General features: G+C 61.3%; 14 protein-coding genes. 6 read left to right on the top strand and 8 right to left on the bottom strand.

Translation table 11 applies throughout. The annotated features are described in order from the left end of the window. Nucleotides 1–106 precede the first annotated feature (106 nt). Both WDZ78_RS01725 and rhaI read left to right on the top strand, forming a co-directional pair. Nucleotides 107–2,203 (top strand): bifunctional rhamnulose-1-phosphate aldolase/short-chain dehydrogenase, encoded by a 2,097-nt coding sequence (locus tag WDZ78_RS01725; protein ID WP_425672146.1) that lies wholly within the window; start codon nt 107–109, stop codon nt 2,201–2,203. Between the two features lie 52 nt (nt 2,204–2,255). Next, nucleotides 2,256–3,548 (top strand): L-rhamnose catabolism isomerase, encoded by a 1,293-nt coding sequence (gene rhaI, locus WDZ78_RS01720; RefSeq protein WP_425672145.1) that lies wholly within the window; start codon nt 2,256–2,258, stop codon nt 3,546–3,548. Nucleotides 3,549–3,741: 193 nt separating this feature from the next. On the opposite strand, the gene panB is transcribed toward rhaI, so the two are convergent. From panB to WDZ78_RS01680, 8 genes are all read right to left on the bottom strand, one after another. Beyond that, nucleotides 3,742–4,581 (bottom strand): 3-methyl-2-oxobutanoate hydroxymethyltransferase, encoded by an 840-nt coding sequence (panB, locus tag WDZ78_RS01715; protein WP_425672144.1) that lies wholly within the window; start codon nt 4,579–4,581, stop codon nt 3,742–3,744. Beyond that, complete coding sequence (gene panC / locus WDZ78_RS01710; RefSeq protein ID WP_425672143.1) at nt 4,578–5,468, bottom strand: pantoate--beta-alanine ligase; 891 nt, start codon at nt 5,466–5,468, stop codon at nt 4,578–4,580. The genes panB and panC overlap by 4 nt, the downstream gene beginning before the upstream one ends. 152 nt (nt 5,469–5,620) lie before the next feature. Continuing rightward, complete coding sequence (locus WDZ78_RS01705; protein ID WP_425672142.1) at nt 5,621–6,391, bottom strand: enoyl-CoA hydratase-related protein; 771 nt, start codon at nt 6,389–6,391, stop codon at nt 5,621–5,623. 5 nt (nt 6,392–6,396) lie between these two features. Next, complete coding sequence (locus tag WDZ78_RS01700; protein WP_425672141.1) at nt 6,397–7,308, bottom strand: hydroxymethylglutaryl-CoA lyase; 912 nt, start codon at nt 7,306–7,308, stop codon at nt 6,397–6,399. A 1-nt stretch (nt 7,309) separates the two neighbouring features. Then, nucleotides 7,310–9,301 carry an acetyl/propionyl/methylcrotonyl-CoA carboxylase subunit alpha gene (locus WDZ78_RS01695; protein ID WP_425672140.1) on the bottom strand — a complete coding sequence of 664 codons (1,992 nt, stop codon included), beginning with the start codon at nt 9,299–9,301 and terminating at the stop codon, nt 7,310–7,312. Nucleotides 9,302–9,308: 7 nt separating this feature from the next. Next, nucleotides 9,309–10,910, bottom strand: a complete 1,602-nt coding sequence (locus WDZ78_RS01690; RefSeq protein ID WP_425672139.1) for a carboxyl transferase domain-containing protein — start codon at nt 10,908–10,910, stop codon at nt 9,309–9,311. Nucleotides 10,911–10,918: 8 nt separating this feature from the next. Then, nucleotides 10,919–12,091 (bottom strand): isovaleryl-CoA dehydrogenase, encoded by a 1,173-nt coding sequence (locus WDZ78_RS01685; protein ID WP_425672138.1) that lies wholly within the window; start codon nt 12,089–12,091, stop codon nt 10,919–10,921. Between the two features lie 80 nt (nt 12,092–12,171). After that, on the bottom strand, nt 12,172–12,645 hold the full coding sequence (locus WDZ78_RS01680; RefSeq protein WP_003500312.1) for an Lrp/AsnC family transcriptional regulator: 474 nt from the start codon (nt 12,643–12,645) through the stop codon (nt 12,172–12,174). Between the two features lie 230 nt (nt 12,646–12,875). On the opposite strand from WDZ78_RS01680, the gene WDZ78_RS01675 reads away from it, so the two are divergent. From WDZ78_RS01675 to WDZ78_RS01660, 4 genes are read left to right on the top strand one after another with little or no spacing between them, the layout of a single operon-like run. Then, nucleotides 12,876–13,991 carry an acetyl-CoA C-acyltransferase gene (locus tag WDZ78_RS01675; protein ID WP_425672389.1) on the top strand — a complete coding sequence of 372 codons (1,116 nt, stop codon included), beginning with the start codon at nt 12,876–12,878 and terminating at the stop codon, nt 13,989–13,991. 11 nt (nt 13,992–14,002) lie between these two features. Then, nucleotides 14,003–15,130, top strand: coding sequence for an acyl-CoA dehydrogenase family protein (locus WDZ78_RS01670; RefSeq protein WP_020012047.1), 1,128 nt, complete (start codon nt 14,003–14,005; stop codon nt 15,128–15,130). A 44-nt stretch (nt 15,131–15,174) separates the two neighbouring features. Then, entirely contained in the window at nt 15,175–16,413 is a 1,239-nt protein-coding gene (locus WDZ78_RS01665) for a 3-methyl-2-oxobutanoate dehydrogenase (2-methylpropanoyl-transferring) subunit alpha (RefSeq protein ID WP_425672137.1), read from the top strand. 3 nt (nt 16,414–16,416) lie between these two features. Then, the gene (locus tag WDZ78_RS01660) at nt 16,417–17,430 is read left to right on the top strand and encodes an alpha-ketoacid dehydrogenase subunit beta (protein ID WP_026364002.1); all 1,014 of its coding nucleotides are present in this window, start codon (nt 16,417–16,419) and stop codon (nt 17,428–17,430) included.

The following is a 17,430-nucleotide window of genomic DNA, read 5'->3' as shown; positions in this document are numbered from 1 at the left end:
TGATCGTTTTTGATTGACATTGTGCTTTTGGATGCGCGATATCTGCCATCAAAGGAGGCGGGCCGGTATCGGCTCCGCGAATGCAGACAGATATTGGGAGGAAGACATGACGGGAAAATCCCGCCTTCTCGAAAGCCGTTGGGACGATGCCTATGCCAAAACGCTCGATGAGCCTGGCAAGCTGCTTTATCGCTCCAATCTGCTGGGCGCGGACAAGCGCATCACCAATTACGGCGGCGGCAATACATCGGCAAAGGTGCTTGAGGCCGATCCGCTGACGGGCGAGAAGGTCCGCGTCATGTGGGTGAAGGGTTCCGGCGGCGATGTCGGCACCATCAAGCTCGATGGCTTTGCGACGCTTTATCTCGACAAGCTGGAAGCGTTGAAGGGTATTTACAAGGGCGTGGAAGATGAGGACCGCATGGTCGGCTTCCTGCCCCATTGCACCTTCAACCTCAACCCGCGCGCCGCCTCCATCGATACGCCGCTGCACGGTTTCGTGCCTTATGAGCATGTCGACCACATGCATCCGGATGCGATCATCGCCATCGCCGCTTCGAAGAATTCGAAAGAATTGACGCAGCAGATATTCGGGGAGGAGATCGGCTGGTTGCCCTGGCGTCGTCCGGGTTTTCAGCTCGGTCTCGATCTGGAGGCTTTCGTCAAGGCCAACCCCAGAGCCAAGGGCGTTGTGCTGGAAAGCCACGGCCTGTTCACCTGGGATAATGACGCCAAGGCGTGTTACGAGCTGACGCTCGCCATCATCAACAAGGCGATTGAATGGTTTGCCGCCAAGACCGAAGGCAAGACGATTTTCGGCGGTGCTGTTTCTAAAAGTCTGCCCGTTGCCGAACGCCGCGCCATCGCTGCCCGACTGATGCCGGAAATCCGTGGCCGCATCGGCCGCGAGGAGCGCAAGCTCGGCCATTTCGACGATCAGGACGCGGTTCTGGAATTCGTCAATTCCAAGGATTTGAAGCCGCTCGGCGCGCTCGGCACCTCCTGCCCTGACCATTTCCTGCGCACGAAAATCCGCCCGCTGATCCTCGATCTTGATACCGCACATCCTGATGTGGACGCGTTGATGGCGGGTCTCGACAAGGCGCTGGAGGCTTACCGCGCCGATTATACGCGCTACTACGAAGCCTGCCGCCACGACAATTCACCTAATATGCGCGATCCGAATCCGGTGATTTTCCTGATCCCCGGTGTCGGCATGCTGTCCTTCGCCAAGGACAAGGCGACGGCCCGCATCGCCGGCGAGTTCTACGTCAACGCCATCAATGTCATGCGCGGCGCTTCCACCGTGTCCGACTATCAGGGTCTTCCCGAGCAGGAGGCCTTCGATATCGAATATTGGCTGCTGGAAGAGGCAAAGCTGCAGCGCATGCCGAAACCGAAGAGCCTTGCCGGTCGCGTGGCTTTTGTTACTGGCGGCGCTGGCGGCATCGGTCGTGCAACCGCCGAACGCCTGGCGGGCGAGGGCGCCTGCGTGGTGCTCGCAGATATTGACGAGACGGCGCTGGAAGCCGCCAAGGGCGATTTCGTCAAGCGTTACAGCACCGACGCGGTGCGTACGGTCAAGCTTGACGTGACGCAGGAAGATGCCGTTACTTCCGCTTTTGCGGAAGCGAGCGTGGAATTCGGCGGCGTGGATATTCTCGTTTCCAATGCCGGCATTGCCTCTTCCGCTCCGGTGGAAGACACGACGCTTGCCATGTGGAACAAGAATATCGACATTCTCGCCACGGGCTATTTCCTCGTTTCTCGCGAAGCGTTCCGGCTGCTGCGGCGTCAGAATCTCGGCGGTAACGTCGTGTTCGTCGCCTCTAAAAACGGCCTTGCCTCTTCGCCCAATGCATCTGCCTATTGCACGGCGAAGGCTGCGGAAATTCATCTGGCCCGTTGCCTTGCTCTGGAAGGGGCGGAAGCGGGTATTCGCGTCAACACCGTCAATCCCGACGCCGTGTTGCGTGGCTCGAAAATCTGGAACGGCGAGTGGCGCGAGCAGCGCGCGGCCTCGTCCAAGATCGAGGTGACCGATCTGGAGGAACATTACCGCAAGCGCTCGATGCTGAAGCTCAATGTATTCCCGGAAGACATCGCCGAAGCGATCTACTTCCTGGCGTCCGACGCCTCCGCCAAGTCAACCGGCAACATCATCAATGTCGATGCCGGAAACGCGCAGAGCTTCACACGATAGGATGGGACGGTAACAGGCGGCGGCGTCGCCGTCATTACCGGGGGAGGAAGAGATGACCGACACGAAAATCGCCGTTGATGTGATAGCGGCCGAAAATGACAAGCGCGCCGCTGCGCTGAAAGACGACTACGAGGCGCTTGGAAACCAGCTTGCGCGCCGCAATATCGATATCGACGCAGTCACGGCCAAGGTGGCGGAGTTTTTCGTCGCTGTCCCATCCTGGGGCGTCGGCACCGGCGGCACCCGCTTTGCCCGTTTTCCGGGTGCGGGCGAGCCGCGCGGTATTTTCGACAAGCTGGATGATTGCGCCGTCATCAACCAGCTGACGCGGGCAACGCCGAATGTTTCCCTGCATATTCCGTGGGACAAGCAGGATCCGAAGCGGTTGAAGGCCCATGCCGATGCACTCGGCCTCGGCTTCGACGCCATGAATTCCAACACTTTCTCGGATGCGCCGGGCCAGAGCCATTCCTACAAATATGGCTCGCTCAGCCACACGGATGCCGCGACGCGCCGGCAGGCTGTTGAACACAACATCGAATGTATCGAGATCGGCAAGGCCATCGGCTCGAAGGCGCTGACGGTTTGGGTGGGCGACGGCTCCAATTTCCCGGGGCAGAGCAACTTCACCAGAAGTTTCGAGCGTTATCTTGCGGCCATGGCCGATATCTACAAGGCGTTGCCAGATGACTGGCGCATCTTTTCCGAACACAAGATGTATGAGCCGGCCTTCTATTCCACCGTCGTGCAGGACTGGGGCACCAATTACCTCATCGCCAATACGCTCGGCGAAAAGGCCTTCTGCCTCGTCGATCTCGGCCACCATGCGCCGAACACCAATATCGAGATGATCGTCGCGCGGCTCATCCAGTTCGGCAAGCTCGGTGGTTTCCACTTCAACGACAGCAAATATGGCGATGACGATCTGGATGCCGGCTCAATCGAGCCATATCGCCTGTTCCTCGTCTTCAACGAGCTGGTGGATGCCGAACATCGCGGTGTGGAGGGTTTCCATCCCGCCCACATGATCGACCAGTCGCACAATGTGACGGACCCGATCGAAAGCCTGATCTCCAGCGCCAACGAAATCCGCCGGGCTTACGCGCAGGCGTTGCTGGTGGATCGCGCGGCTCTCGACGGCTACCAGCGGGATAATGATGCGCTGATGGCCTCCGATACGCTGAAACGGGCCTATCGCACGGATGTCGAGCCGGTTCTCGCCAGGGCGCGGCAACTGGCGGGCGGTGCGATTGATCCGATTGCGACCTACCGGGCGAGCGGTTATCGCCGCCATGTTGCGGCGGAACGCCCGGCTTCGGTGGGCGGCAGCGGCGGGATTGTATAGTCGCTAGCTTTGCTGGACGTGCAAACCCTGTGGTCAGGCCGAGTATATTGCTGAGAGCTGAAGCCTCGCCTCAACCTCTCCACCGTCATCCTCGGGCTTGACCCGAGGATCCACAACCCCACGCCATGGATCCTCGGGTCAAGCCCGAGGATGACGCCGTGCTGGGGTGTGATCAGCGCTCAGCCCGGCTTTATCACTCACCCGAAGGCGCTTGCCTGCGAACCTGAAACGTGTGCTCCGGCCCCGGAAACGCGCCGGAGCGCACCTCATCGGCGTAACTTGCCGCTGCCTCAGAAACGGTCGCCCCGAGATCGGCGAACCGCTTGACGAATTTCGGTTTGAAGTCGGTGAAGAGGCCGAGCATGTCGTCGGAGACGAGCACCTGCCCGTCGCAGGCCGGCGATGCGCCGATGCCGACCGTAGGTGCGGCGAGTTTTTCGGTCAGTTCGCGGGCCAGCGGCTCGACGGTGCCTTCCACGACGATGGCGAAGGCGCCCGCCTGATCGACTGAAATTGCGTCACGCCAGATCTTCTGCGTTTCCGCATCCGAATGTCCGAGCGAGCGGAAACCGCCGGCGGTGTGCACCAACTGCGGCATCAGACCGACATGCCCGAACACCGGAATGCCGCGGGCGACCAGAAAGGCGATGGTCTCCGCCATCTCCTCGCCGCCCTCCAGCTTCACGCCATCGCAGCCGGTTTCCTGCATCAGCCGCACGGCGTTGCGGAACGCCTGTTCCTTGGATTCCTGATAGGTCCCGAAGGGAAGATCGACGATGACGCAGGCATGTTCGACGCCGCGCATGACGGCGCGGCCATGGGCGATCATCATGTCCAGTGTGACGCCGACCGTCGTGTCCATGCCGTAAAGCACCATGCCGAGGGAATCGCCGACCAGGAGCAGATCACAATGCGGATCGAGCAGGCGGGCAATCGGCGTCGTATAGGCGGTCAGGCAGACGATGCGCGCGCCGCCTTTCATCTGCCTGATGGAGGCTGTTGTCAGCCGCTTGGGTTTTCCATGGGCGCTCATTGGGCAGCCTCCGGTTGATCTATCTTGACGCGCCCGATGACGCGCCCGATGACGCAGTTGTCGAGGAGCCTCGTGCTGCCGACCCTGACGAACAGCGCCACCAGCACCGGTCCCGCCTGCAATGAGGAAACGGGGGCGAGCGTATCGGGATCGCGCACCGCGACGACTTCCGGCGACGCCAGCGGCTCGGCGGCGATGAATTTTTCTATGGCCGCCTCGAATGCGGCGGGGTCGTCGAAGCCTTCACCATAAAGGCGTGCCGCTTCATCCAGAGCGCGCGGCACGATCACGGCGGCGGCACGTTCTTTGGGGTTTAGATAAACGTTGCGAGACGAACAGGCGAGCCCGTCGGCCTCACGCACGGTGGCGACGGGCACGACCCTGACCGGCTGGGCGAGGTCCTCTACCATGCGACGGATCAGTGTTACCTGCTGATAGTCCTTCTCACCGAAATAGGCGGCATCCGGCTGGACGAGGTTAAAGAGCTTGGTCACGACGGTCGTGACACCGGCGAAATGCCCCGGCCGCACCGCGCCTTCCAGTTGGCTGCCTAGTTCGGGCACGTCCACGACGGTCTGCATCGGGCGCGGATACATCTCGGAAACGTCGGGCGCGAAAAGAATGTCGACGCCTGCCTCTTCCAGCAATGCGCTGTCGCGGGCGAGATCGCGCGGGTAACGGGCCAGATCCTCATTCGCGCCGAATTGCAGCGGGTTGACGAAGATCGAAACCACTGTCACGTCGTTTTCCGCTTTGGCTTGGGCAACAAGCGTCAGATGACCGATATGGAGAAAGCCCATGGTCGGCACGAAGCCGATGGTCTTGCCCGCACGGCGAAAAGCTGCGGTGGCCTCCCGCAATTCGGCGACGGTTTTTACAAGCTGCATGGGTCTCCTCCGGCTCCCCCAATCGCGGTCCGGCGAAAGGTGCTGGATAGAACGCGATTTGCCCAACGGGGTCAACGCACGCATCGGGATTATATCGATTGACCCCAGGACGACTTTCGAAAAAATCGGTGCTCGGGCAGGAGTGGTCGCGATCACTCTACCCAGAGCGGCTTCCTTTTTTCGGCAAAGGCCAATCGCCCTTCCCGCGCCTCGTTGCTGCCGCTGATTGTGGCGATCACGCTTTCGGCAAAGGCGAGCCGCTCAGCGGACGGCATATCGCGCATCGTCAGCAACGCCGCCTTTCCGGCCGCGATCGCGCCCGGCGCATTTTGCCGCAGCCGGGTGAGAATATCCTCGACCACGCCGTCGAGTTCGTCCGACGGGACTGCCCTGTTGACGAGGCCAAGGCGCTCCGCGTCGGAAGCGTTGATCGGGGCGCCGAGATAGGCCATTTGCTGAAGCTGGCCCAGTGGCATCTTCGCCAGAAGCTTCGCCGCCACCATGGCCGGAAAAAGCCCGACGCGCACTTCCGGCAAACCGAATTCGGCATGAGCGGCGGCATAGGCAAGATCACAGGCGGCGACGATGCCAAGCCCGCCGGCCAGAACCCGGCCATTGATGCGTGCCATGACGATCTTGTCGCAGCCATCGATGGCGCGCATCACATCGGCAATGGGGTTCGTTCCATCAGGCGAGAGGAACATGCCGCCGGCGCTTTCCTTGAGGTCTGCCCCGGAGCAGAAACTGCGGTCTCCCGCGGCCGTTATCACCACGGCGCGCAGGCCGCCATCACTCGATGCCGCGCGGATGGCCTTCGCCAAGGCGTCCGTCATCGCAGCATTCAACGCATTGTGTACCTCCGGCCGGTTGAGCGTCAGCCAGAGAATGTCCTTGCGCCTTTCGCTCAGCAGTTCATCCGCCATGCGTGTCACCCCTCCTGTCTTGCCGCAAGCAGCGCCTTGCCGGCGCGGGCCGCATTCGGTCTGCCGAGATGCAGGCTGATCCAGTCGCCGGTTTTCGCCACTGCCATAAGGTCGATACCGGTTTTAATGCCAAGCCCCTGCAGCAGATAAACGACGTCTTCGGTGGCGACATTGCCGCTGGCGCCCGGCGCAAAGGGGCAGCCGCCCAGTCCGGCGACGGAACTGTCGAAGACGGAGATACCTTCATCCAGCGAGGCCAGCACATTGGCGACGCCCTGCCCATAGGTATCGTGGAAATGCATGGCGATTTTTTCGCGCGGAATGTTGGTCGACACCCGTTCGATGACGTTGCGAATATACGCGGCCGTGCCGATGCCGATCGTATCGCCGAGCGAGATTTCGTAACAGCCCAGCCCGATAAGCGCCTCGGCCATTGCCGCCACCTCATCGGGCGCGACCGCGCCGTCATAGGGGCAGCCCGCAATGCAGGAAACGTAACCGCGTATGAGGATGTTTCGCCCGCCCGCCGTCTCCGCGACATCGCGCAGGCGCTCGAGGCTTTCGGCGCGCGAGCAGCCGATATTGTGCTGGCTAAAGCCTTCGGAGGCGGACACAAAAACGGCGATTTCCGTCACGCCGGCTTCAATGGCGGCCTCGAAACCTTTCATATTGGGAACGAGCACCGGATAGGCGGTGCCGGATCGTCGTTTGAGGCCCTGAAATACCTCCTTCGAGTCAGCCATTTGCGGCACTTTTTTGGGCGAGACGAAAGCGCCCGCTTCCACCGCAGTCAATCCGGCTGCGGCCAGCCGCTCGATCAGCTCGATCTTGATGGCGGTTGGAACCTCGGCGCTTTCGTTCTGCAGGCCATCGCGCGCGCCCACTTCGACGATTTTTACCGTTCGGGGCCAGCTCATGTCATGCTCCCTCCGGTTCGAAATCCACCAGCACCGCACCGGCCGCGACCATATCGCCCTCGACGCAATTGATGGCCGTGACCGTGCCTTTCGCCGGTGCGCGGATCGTGTGCTCCATTTTCATCGCTTCCATCACCACAAGCGCCTCGCCGGCCTCAACCGCAGCACCTTTCCGGCTCAGCAAAGCGCGGATAACGCCGGGCATGGGTGCTTCCAGACCACCGGCATGGGTGGAGGAATCCTCGATATCGACGGGATCAGGCTGGGCGATGCGATAATGCTCGCCGTCCAGAAAAAGCGCGTAACTGCCGCTTTCTGCAAAAAAATGGCCCTGCCTTTTCCTGTCTTCCACGGTTGCACGGAGTTTGCCGTCGTCCGAGAGGCTGCCGTGGGCGCTGATCGTCCGTCCGTCGATGGCAAGCGAAAAGCCGCCCGCCTCATGCGTGACGCCGACGTTAAGCGGCTGGTTTTCAAAGGTGAAATACAGCGTTTCCCGCGACGGCGCGTTGAGGCGGAAGGCGGCTGCCGTGTTCCACGGGCTATAGGGATCGGCCTCTGAACCTGACTTTCCGTTTTTCTGCCGCGAGAGCAGCAGGCCAAGCGCGGCCGCGGCTATCTCGTTCCCGTCCTTCGGAGCCGGGGCAAAAAGCACGGCTTCATTGCGGGCTATGAAGCCGGTGTCGAGATCGGCGTTGGCGAAGGCCTCAATTCCCGCAAGCCGGGTCAGAAAGGCGGCATTGCTGGCGACGCCGCAGATTGCCAGATTTTCCAACGCCAACCGCAGACGCCGCACCGCCGATGGGCGGTCACGATCCCAGACGATCAGCTTGGCGATCATCGGATCGTAATGCACGGTAATGGCGTCCCCGGCGCGGATGCCGCTGTCTATCCTGACGTGAGGGCCTTGATCGGGAAAAACGAGATGGCTGACCGTGCCGATCGACGGCAAAAAATCATGCGCCGGGTCTTCGGCATAAACCCGGGCCTCGATGGCGTGGCCGTTTATGCCGAGATCCGCCCAGCCTTCCGGCAGAGCCTCACCATCCGCAACACGGAGCTGCCATTCGACCAGGTCGAGACCGGTAATATATTCCGTCACCGGATGTTCGACCTGAAGCCTCGTGTTCATTTCCATGAAGTAGAACTCGCCTGATGGGTCGAGCAGGAATTCCACGGTTCCCGCGCCGCGATACTCAATGGCGCGGGCAGCGGCGACGGCCGCCTGATACATGCGTTGCCTGAGCGTATCGGGCAAGCCGGGGGCGGGGGCTTCCTCTATGACTTTCTGGTGGCGGCGCTGGATCGAGCAATCGCGCTCGAAAAGTGAGAAACAATTGCCGTGGCCATCGGCAAAGACCTGCACTTCCACATGGCGCGGCCGCTCCAGATATTTTTCGATCAGCATGCGGTCATTGCCGAAGGCGGCGAGCGCTTCGCGTTTTGCACCAGCAAGTTCCGCCGCAAATTCGCGTTTCTTCCGCACGATGCGCATGCCCTTGCCGCCGCCGCCGGCTGAGGCCTTGAGCAGAACGGGATAACCTATGGCGTCCGCTTCACTGCGCAGCCGCTCTTCCGCCTGATCCTCACCGTGAAAGCCGGGAACGACGGGAACGCCCGCCTTCGCCATCAGCGCTTTCGCCTCGCTTTTTCCACCCATGGCGCGGATCGCTGCTGCCGGCGGGCCAATGAAAACAAGACCGGCGGCGGCACAGGCTTCGGCGAAACCTGCATTTTCCGAGAGGAAACCGTAACCCGGATGGACCGCTTCCGCGCCGGTCGCTTTTGCGGCGGCGATGATTTTTGCGCCGTCGAGATAGGAGGCACGTGCGGGTGCGGGGCCAATGGCGATTGCCTCGTCGGCCAGGGCCACATGCATGGCGTCGCGGTCGGCATCCGAATAGACCGCGACGGTGCGGATGCCCATCTTGCGGGTGGTGCGAATGATCCGGCAGGCGATTTCGCCCCTGTTGGCGATCAGTATTTTCGAGAACATCGTCGCCTCACATCCTGAATATGCCGAAACGGGTGGGTTCTATCGGTGCGTTGAGCGCAGCGGAGAGACCGAGGCCAAGCACGAGGCGGGTATCTCTGGGGTCGATGATGCCGTCATCCCACAGCCTCGCGCTGGCATAATAGGGATGGCCTTCCCGCTCGTATTTTTCCCGGATCGGCTGCTTGAACGCCTCTTCGCCTTCCTTCGACCAGTGGCGGCCATCGGCCTCGATACCATCGCGGCGGATTTGTGCCAGAACAGAGGCCGCCTGTTCGCCGCCCATGACCGAAATGCGGGCGTTGGGCCACATCCACAAAAAGCGGGGCGAATAGGCGCGACCGCACATGCCGTAATTGCCGGCACCGAAGGAGCCGCCGATGATGACGGTGAATTTAGGCACTTTGGCGGATGCGACGGCGGTGACGAGCTTGGCGCCATCCTTGGCGATACCATCAGCCTCATAGGCCTTGCCGACCATGAAGCCGGTGATGTTCTGCAGGAAAACCAGGGGAATACCGCGCTGGCAGCAGAGCTCGATGAAATGTGCACCCTTCAGCGCCGATTCCGAAAACAGGATGCCGTTATTGGCGATGATGCCGACGGGATAGCCATGGATATGGGCGAAACCGCAGACTAGCGTCGTGCCGTAAAGCGCCTTGAACTCGTCGAATTCGGAACCATCCACCAGACGCGCGATGATCTCGCGCACCTCGAAAGGCTTGCGCGTATCGGCGGGAACGATGCCGTAAAGTTCTTCCGCCGGATAAAGCGGCTCCGCTGGCTCGCGAATATCCAGTTCCACCTGTTTGCGGCGGTTAAGGGTTGAGACGATCCTCCGGGTCAGCGAAAGCGCGTGGCGGTCGTCGTGGGCGTAGTGATCGGTGACGCCGGATTGTCGCGAATGCACATCTGCGCCGCCGAGTTCTTCCGCGCTCACCACTTCGCCAGTTGCAGCCTTCACCAGCGGCGGGCCGCCGAGAAAGATCGTGCCCTGATTTTTGACGATCACGGACTGGTCGCTCATGGCAGGTACATAGGCCCCGCCCGCCGTGCAGCTGCCCATCACCACGGCAATCTGGGCGATACCCTCCGCCGACATATTGGCCTGATTGTAGAAGATACGGCCGAAATGATCGCGGTCGGGAAACACCTCGTCCTGATTGGGCAGGTTCGCACCGCCGGAATCCACGAGATAAATGCAGGGCAGGCGGTTCTCAGCGGCGATTTCCTGCGCGCGCAGGTGTTTCTTGACCGTCAGCGGATAATAGGTGCCGCCTTTTACCGTCGCATCATTCGCGACGATGACGCATTCACGACCCGAGACCCGGCCGATGCCGGTGACGATGCCGGCGGCGGGAACGGGTTCGTCATAGACTTCATAGGCCGCAAATTGCGACAATTCGAGAAACGGGCTGCCGGGATCGAGAAGCGCCTCGATCCGGTCCCGCGCGAGCAACTTGCCGCGTGATAAATGCCGTTCGCGCGCCTTGTCGCCACCGCCCCTCGAGATTTTTTCGACGTGCTGCCGCAGGTCATCCACCAGCCCCGACATGAAGGTGACGTTGGCCGAAAAGGTGGGGTCGCGGTTCAGACTGGATGTTAGCTTCATCGCGATCCTCACCCGTTGCCTTTGACCAGTTCGCGGCCGATCAGCATCCGGCGGATTTCGCTGGTGCCCGCGCCGATTTCATAAAGCTTGGCGTCCCGAAGCAGCCGACCCGCCGGACTTTCATTGACATAGCCGGAACCGCCGAGAAGCTGGATCGCATCCAATGCAACTCGCGTCGCCCGCTCGGCGGCAAAGAGGATCGCACCTGCCGCATCCTGCCTTGTGATGCGGCCATTGTCGCAGGCGCGCGCCACGGCATAGACATAGGCGCGCGACGCATTCATGGCCGAATAGATATCGGCAAGCTTTCCCTGCACGAGCTGGAATTCGCCGATCGGCTTGCCGAATTGCTTGCGCTCGCGGGCATAGGGCAGCACCAGATCGATAGCCGCCTGCATGATGCCCACCGGGCCTGCGGCCAGCACGGCGCGCTCGTAATCCAGCCCGCTCATCAGCACCGTCACGCCGTCATTGAGGCGTCCGAGAATGTTTTCTTCCGGCACCTCGCAATCCTCGAACACCAGTTCCGAGGTGGGTGAACCGCGCATGCCGAGCTTGTCGAGTTTTTGTGCCGGTCGAAAACCCTTGAAGCCCTTCTCGATCAGAAAGGCCGTGATGCCGCGCGGGCCAGCGGACATATCCGTCTTGGCGTAGACAACCAGCGTATCGGCCTCGTGGCCGTTGGTGATCCACATCTTCGCGCCGTTCAGGAGATAGCGGTCGCCCCTGCGTTCCGCCTTCAGCCGCATCGACACGACATCCGACCCGGCTTCCGTCTCGCTCATCGCGAGCGAGCCGACATGCTCGCCGGAAACCAGCTTTGGCAGATATCGGCGTTTTTGCTCTTCCGTGCCCCAGCGATGAATCTGGTTGATGCAGAGGTTGGAATGCGCGCCATAGGAAAGGCCGATGGAAGCCGAAGCCCGGCTTATTTCTTCCATCGCCACGCAATGGGCGAGATAGCCCATGTCAGCACCGCCGAATTCCTCAGAAACGGTGATGCCGTGCAGGCCCAGTTCGCCCATCTGCGGCCAGAGCTTTCTTGGAAATTGGTCGTCGCGATCGATCTCCGCCGCTAGCGGGGCTATTTTATCGTCGGCGAATGCTCTTGCACTGTCGCGCAATGCTGCGATTTCCGGGCCGAGATCGGCGTCGAAAATGGCGGCGAGGTTCAAACTCATCGCGTCTCCTCCTCCGGACGGCCGTTCGTCTCCGTCCTCTCGTCAGCGGCCAGCACCTCCTCCGTGCCGGCAACTCTCATTTATGGCGCGTCACCTCCGGTGAAGGCGGCGGAACGGCGCACGAATGTCTTGATGGCGAAATTGGACTGGATGCGCGACACGCCGGGAACCGTGGTCAGGAAATCCAGAAGCTGCTGATAATGCGGTAAATCCCGCACCATGGCATGAATGAGATAATCGGAACTGCCGCTCGTCTGGTAACCGCCCACCACTTCCGGAATGGAGGCGACATGGTGCTCGAACGTCGTCAGCGCTTCCTTGATCTGCCGTTCCAGCGTGACGGAAATGAAGACGCCCATATTGCCGAGCAGCCGGTTCTCATCGAACACGGCGGTATAACCGCGAATGATGCCTTCCTCTTCCAGCTTGCGCACGCGGCGCAGCGTCGGCGTGAAGGAAAGACCGATCCGGGCCGCGAGATCGCGCCAGCTCACCCGCCCGTCATCGCCGAGCACATGCAGAATCTTCTGGTCGAAACTGTCGAGCTCAATCATGGATCATTTGCTCTATGATATGACTAATTGTTGGATCAAAGATATCGCCAATCAAAAAACTGTCAATCAAAATAGCTTTGAAATGAATTCGAGATAGTGATAGCGTTCACGTCAGTCGAGGTCTGGAGGAGATCACGATGACGGTCGTTCTCTCGGTAGGAGGATGGCCAAGGGAGGTGAATTTGGCTGTGCATGACCCTGTCGTTATCGTCGGGGCCGCCCGTACTGCTATGGGTGGGTTCCAGGGCGAATTCAAATCGGTGGCTGCGCCCGATCTCGGGGCGGCGGCGATCCGCGCGGCCGTCGAACGGGCCGTAATTTCACCCGCTGATATCGACGATGTGCTGATGGGCTGCGTGCTCTCGGCCGGTCAGGGGCAGGCTCCAGCGAGACAGGCGGCCATTGCCGCCGGCATTCCCAACTCGATTGGCGCGACGACTATCAACAAGATGTGCGGCTCAGGCATGAAGGCGATCATGCTGGCGCATGACCAGCTTGCGGCGGGAAGCTCTTCCATCGTGCTTGCGGGCGGTATGGAAAGCATGAGCAGCGCGCCCTATCTGCTGGATCGCGCCCGCAATGGCTATCGTCTCGGCCACGGCAAGGTCATTGACCACATGTTTCTCGACGGCCTTGAGGACGCCTATGACAAGGGCCGGCTGATGGGCACTTTCGCGGAAGATTGCGCTCAAGACTATCAGTTCACGCGCGCCATGCAGGATGACTATGCGCTGGCCTCGCTGGAACGGGCGCGACGCGCTATCGCGGACGGTGGTTTCGAGGCGGAAATCACGCCCGTTGGTGATGTTGCCGTAGACGAGCAGCCGGGGAAGGCCCGCCCGGAAAAAATCCCGCAACTGAAGCCCGCCTTTCGCGATGGCGGAACGGTGACGGCGGCGAATTCCAGCTCCATTTCCGATGGCGCGGCCGCTCTTGTTCTCATGCGCAGATCGGAAGCGGAAAGGCGCGGTCTTTCACCGTTGGCGACCATCGTCGGTCAGGCCGCCCATGCGGATGCGCCGGCTAAATTTCCGACCGCGCCTGTGGGGGCGATGAAAAAGCTGTTCGAAAAAACCGACTGGTCGGCGAAGGATGTCGATCTGTTCGAAATCAACGAGGCCTTTGCCGTAGTCGCGATGGCGGCGATGCGCGATCTCGATCTGCCGCATGAAAAGGTGAATGTGCATGGCGGCGCCTGTGCGCTCGGCCATCCCATCGGGGCTTCGGGTGCACGCATCGTCGTCACCTTGCTGTCCGCCTTGCAGAGTCACGGGCTGAAGCGCGGCGTGGCCGCCGTCTGCATCGGCGGCGGCGAAGCGACGGCGCTCGCGTTTGAACTGCACTAAGGGAGGCGGCGATGATCCTGAATGAAGCCCAGCAGCAGATCAGGGACATGGCCCGCGATTTCGCCCGTGAGCGGCTCGCCCCCGGTGCTAGCGCGCGCGACCGGGAAAGCCGCTTCCCGAAAGACGAGTTGAAAGAGATGGGCGAACTCGGTTTCCTCGGCATGCTGGTCTCCGAGGACTATGGCGGCTCGGAAACCGGTGCCGTGGCCTATGCTTTGGCGCTGGAGGAGATCGCCGCCGGTGACGGCGCCTGTTCCACCATCATGAGCGTTCACAATTCGGTCGGCTGCGTGCCGATCCTGAAATTCGGCACGGAAGACCAGAAGCAGCGTTTCCTGCCGAAGCTCGCCGCCGGCGAATGGATAGGTGGTTTTGCGCTCACTGAACCGCAGGCCGGTTCCGACGCCTCCAATCTCAAGACCCGCGCCCGGCGCGACGGCGACCGTTATATTCTCGACGGCGCGAAACAGTTCATCACATCAGGCAAGAATGGCGACGTCGTCATCGTTTTTGCCGTCACCGATCCGGCGGCGGGCAAGAAGGGCATCAGCGCCTTCATCGTACCGACCGATACGCCGGGTTACGAGGTGATCAGGGTCGAGGAGAAACTCGGCCTGCATTCGTCCGATACCTGCCAGATCGCCTTTACCGACATGGCGGTCCCGGCGGAATTGCGGCTTGGTGAAGAAGGGCAGGGGTATCGCATCGCGCTCGCCAATCTGGAAGGCGGCCGCATCGGCATTGCCGCGCAGGCGGTTGGCATGGCGCAGGCAGCCTTTGAAGTGGCGCGGGATTATGCCCGTGAGCGCAAGGCCTTTGGCCAAGCAATCATCGAGCATCAGGCGGTGGCGTTTCGGCTTGCGGATATGGCCACGCGGATTACGGCGGCGCGGCAGCTGGTGCTGCATGCGGCGGCGCTGAAGGAAGCTGGTGAGCCCTGTCTTTCGGAGGCCTCTATGGCGAAGCTCTTCGCATCCGAAATGGCCGAGCGCGTCTGCTCGGACGCCATCCAGATTCACGGCGGTTACGGCTACATGGCGGATTATCCGGTGGAGCGGATCTATCGCGATGTGCGCATCTGCCAGATTTACGAGGGAACCAGCGATGTCCAGCGGATGGTGATCGCGCGCAACCTCTGAGAATTGTTTCGTCGTCTGGAGGAGATGGCGATGGGAGGAGTAGAATGGATATAACCGAAACACCACATCTCAGCCTGCATGTTCCAGAGCCTGCCGTGCGGCCCGGCGACCAGCCGGATTTCTCCAATGTGAAGATACCCAAGGCCGGCTCCGTGCCGCGCCCGGAGGTGGATGCCGCGCCCGAAAGCATGCGCGATCTCGCCTATTCGATTATCCGTGTCCTCAATCATCAGGGCGAGGCCGTTGGGCCGTGGGCGGGGCTGCTTTCGGATGACGACCTGCTGGTGGGCCTCAAAAACATGATGCGGCTTCGGGCTTTCGATGCCCGCATGCTGATGGCGCAACGGCAGGGCAAGACCTCCTTCTATATGCAGCATCTGGGCGAGGAAGCGGTCAGCTGCGCCTTCCGCAAGGCGCTTTCCAAGGGTGACATGAATTTCCCGACCTACCGGCAGGCGGGACTGCTCATCGCTGATGACTATCCGCTCGTCACCATGATGAACCAAATCTATTCCAACGAGCTGGACCCGCTGCACGGGCGGCAATTGCCGGTTCTCTATTCCTCGAAGGAACATGGCTTCTTCACCGTTTCCGGCAATCTCGCCACGCAATATGTGCAGGCGGTCGGCTGGGCGATGGCCTCGGCCATCAAAGGCGATACGAAAATCGCGGCCGCCTGGATCGGCGACGGCTCGACGGCGGAGTCGGATTTTCACTCGGCAATGGTTTTTGCCTCCACCTACAAAGCTCCGGTCATCCTTAATATCGTCAATAACCAATGGGCCATTTCCACCTTTCAGGGCATTGCGCGCGGCGGTTCCGGCACCTTTGCGGCGCGCGGGCTGGGTTTCGGCATTCCGGCGCTTCGGGTCGATGGCAATGATTATCTCGCCGTTTATGCCGTGGCGCGCTGGGCGGTGGAGCGGGCGCGGCGCAACCTCGGCCCGACGCTGATCGAATATGTGACCTATCGTGTCGGCGCGCATTCCACTTCGGATGATCCAAGCGCCTATCGCCCCAAGACGGAGTCGGAGGCATGGCCTCTGGGCGACCCGGTTCTGCGGCTTAAAAAACATCTCGTCCTGCGCGGCGTCTGGTCGGATGAACGGCACCGGCAGGCGGAGGCGGAAATCGCCGACGAGGTGCTGGAAGCCCAGCGCGAGGCGGAAAGCCACGGCACGCTGCATGAGGGCGGCAAACCGCCGAAAAAGGATATTTTCGAGGGCGTCTACGCCGAGATGCCGCCGCATCTCGCCCGCCAGCGCCAGAAGGCAGGGTGGTGAGACATGACAAGAATGACGATGATCGAAGCCGTCCGCAGCGCCATGGATGTGTCCATGGAGCGCAGCGACGATGTCGTGGTTTTCGGTGAGGATGTGGGCTATTTCGGCGGGGTCTTCCGCGCCACGCAGGGGCTGCAGGGAAAATACGGCAAGACCCGCTGTTTCGATGCGCCGATCAGCGAATCCGGCATTGTCGGCACGGCGATCGGCATGGCTGCTTATGGTCTGCGCCCTTGCGTCGAAATCCAGTTCGCCGATTACATGTACCCCGCCTATGACCAGATCACCCAGGAAGCGGCGCGTATCCGTTATCGCTCCAATGGCGACTTTACCTGCCCGATCGTTCTCCGCATGCCCACCGGCGGCGGGATTTTTGGCGGGCAAACGCACAGCCAGAGCCCCGAGGCGCTCTTCACCCATGTCTGCGGGCTGAAGGTGGTGGTCCCTTCCAATCCCTATGACGCCAAGGGGCTGCTGATCGCATCCATCGAAGACCCCGACCCCGTGATGTTTCTGGAGCCGAAGCGGCTTTATAACGGTCCCTTCGACGGCCATCACGACAGGCCGGTAACGCCATGGTCCAAGCATGATATGGGGGAGGTGCCGGAAGGGCACTACACCATTCCCATCGGCAAGGCCGAAATCCGCCGCCCCGGAAACGATGTCACCGTCATCGCCTATGGCACGATGGTGCATGTGGCGCTGGCGGCGGCGGAAGAGACCGGGGTGGATGCCGAGATCATCGATCTGCGCAGCCTCTTGCCGCTCGACCTCGATACCATCGTGAAGTCGGTTTCGAAGACCGGCCGCTGCGTCATGGTGCATGAGGCGACACTCACTTCCGGCTTCGGTGCGGAAGTCGTGTCGCTGGTGCAGGAACATTGTTTTTATCATCTGGAAGCCCCCGTCGTCCGCGTCGCCGGCTGGGATACGCCTTATCCCCATGCGCAGGAATGGGACTATTTTCCGGGACCTGCCCGCGTCGGGCGAGCCCTTGTCGAAGTCATGGAGGCCTGA

It is taken from the genome of Agrobacterium sp. M50-1 (assembly GCF_049843495.1).
GTDB classification, from domain to species: domain Bacteria; phylum Pseudomonadota; class Alphaproteobacteria; order Rhizobiales; family Rhizobiaceae; genus Agrobacterium; species Agrobacterium radiobacter.
This window is presented reverse-complemented; position numbering and strand designations above follow the sequence as displayed.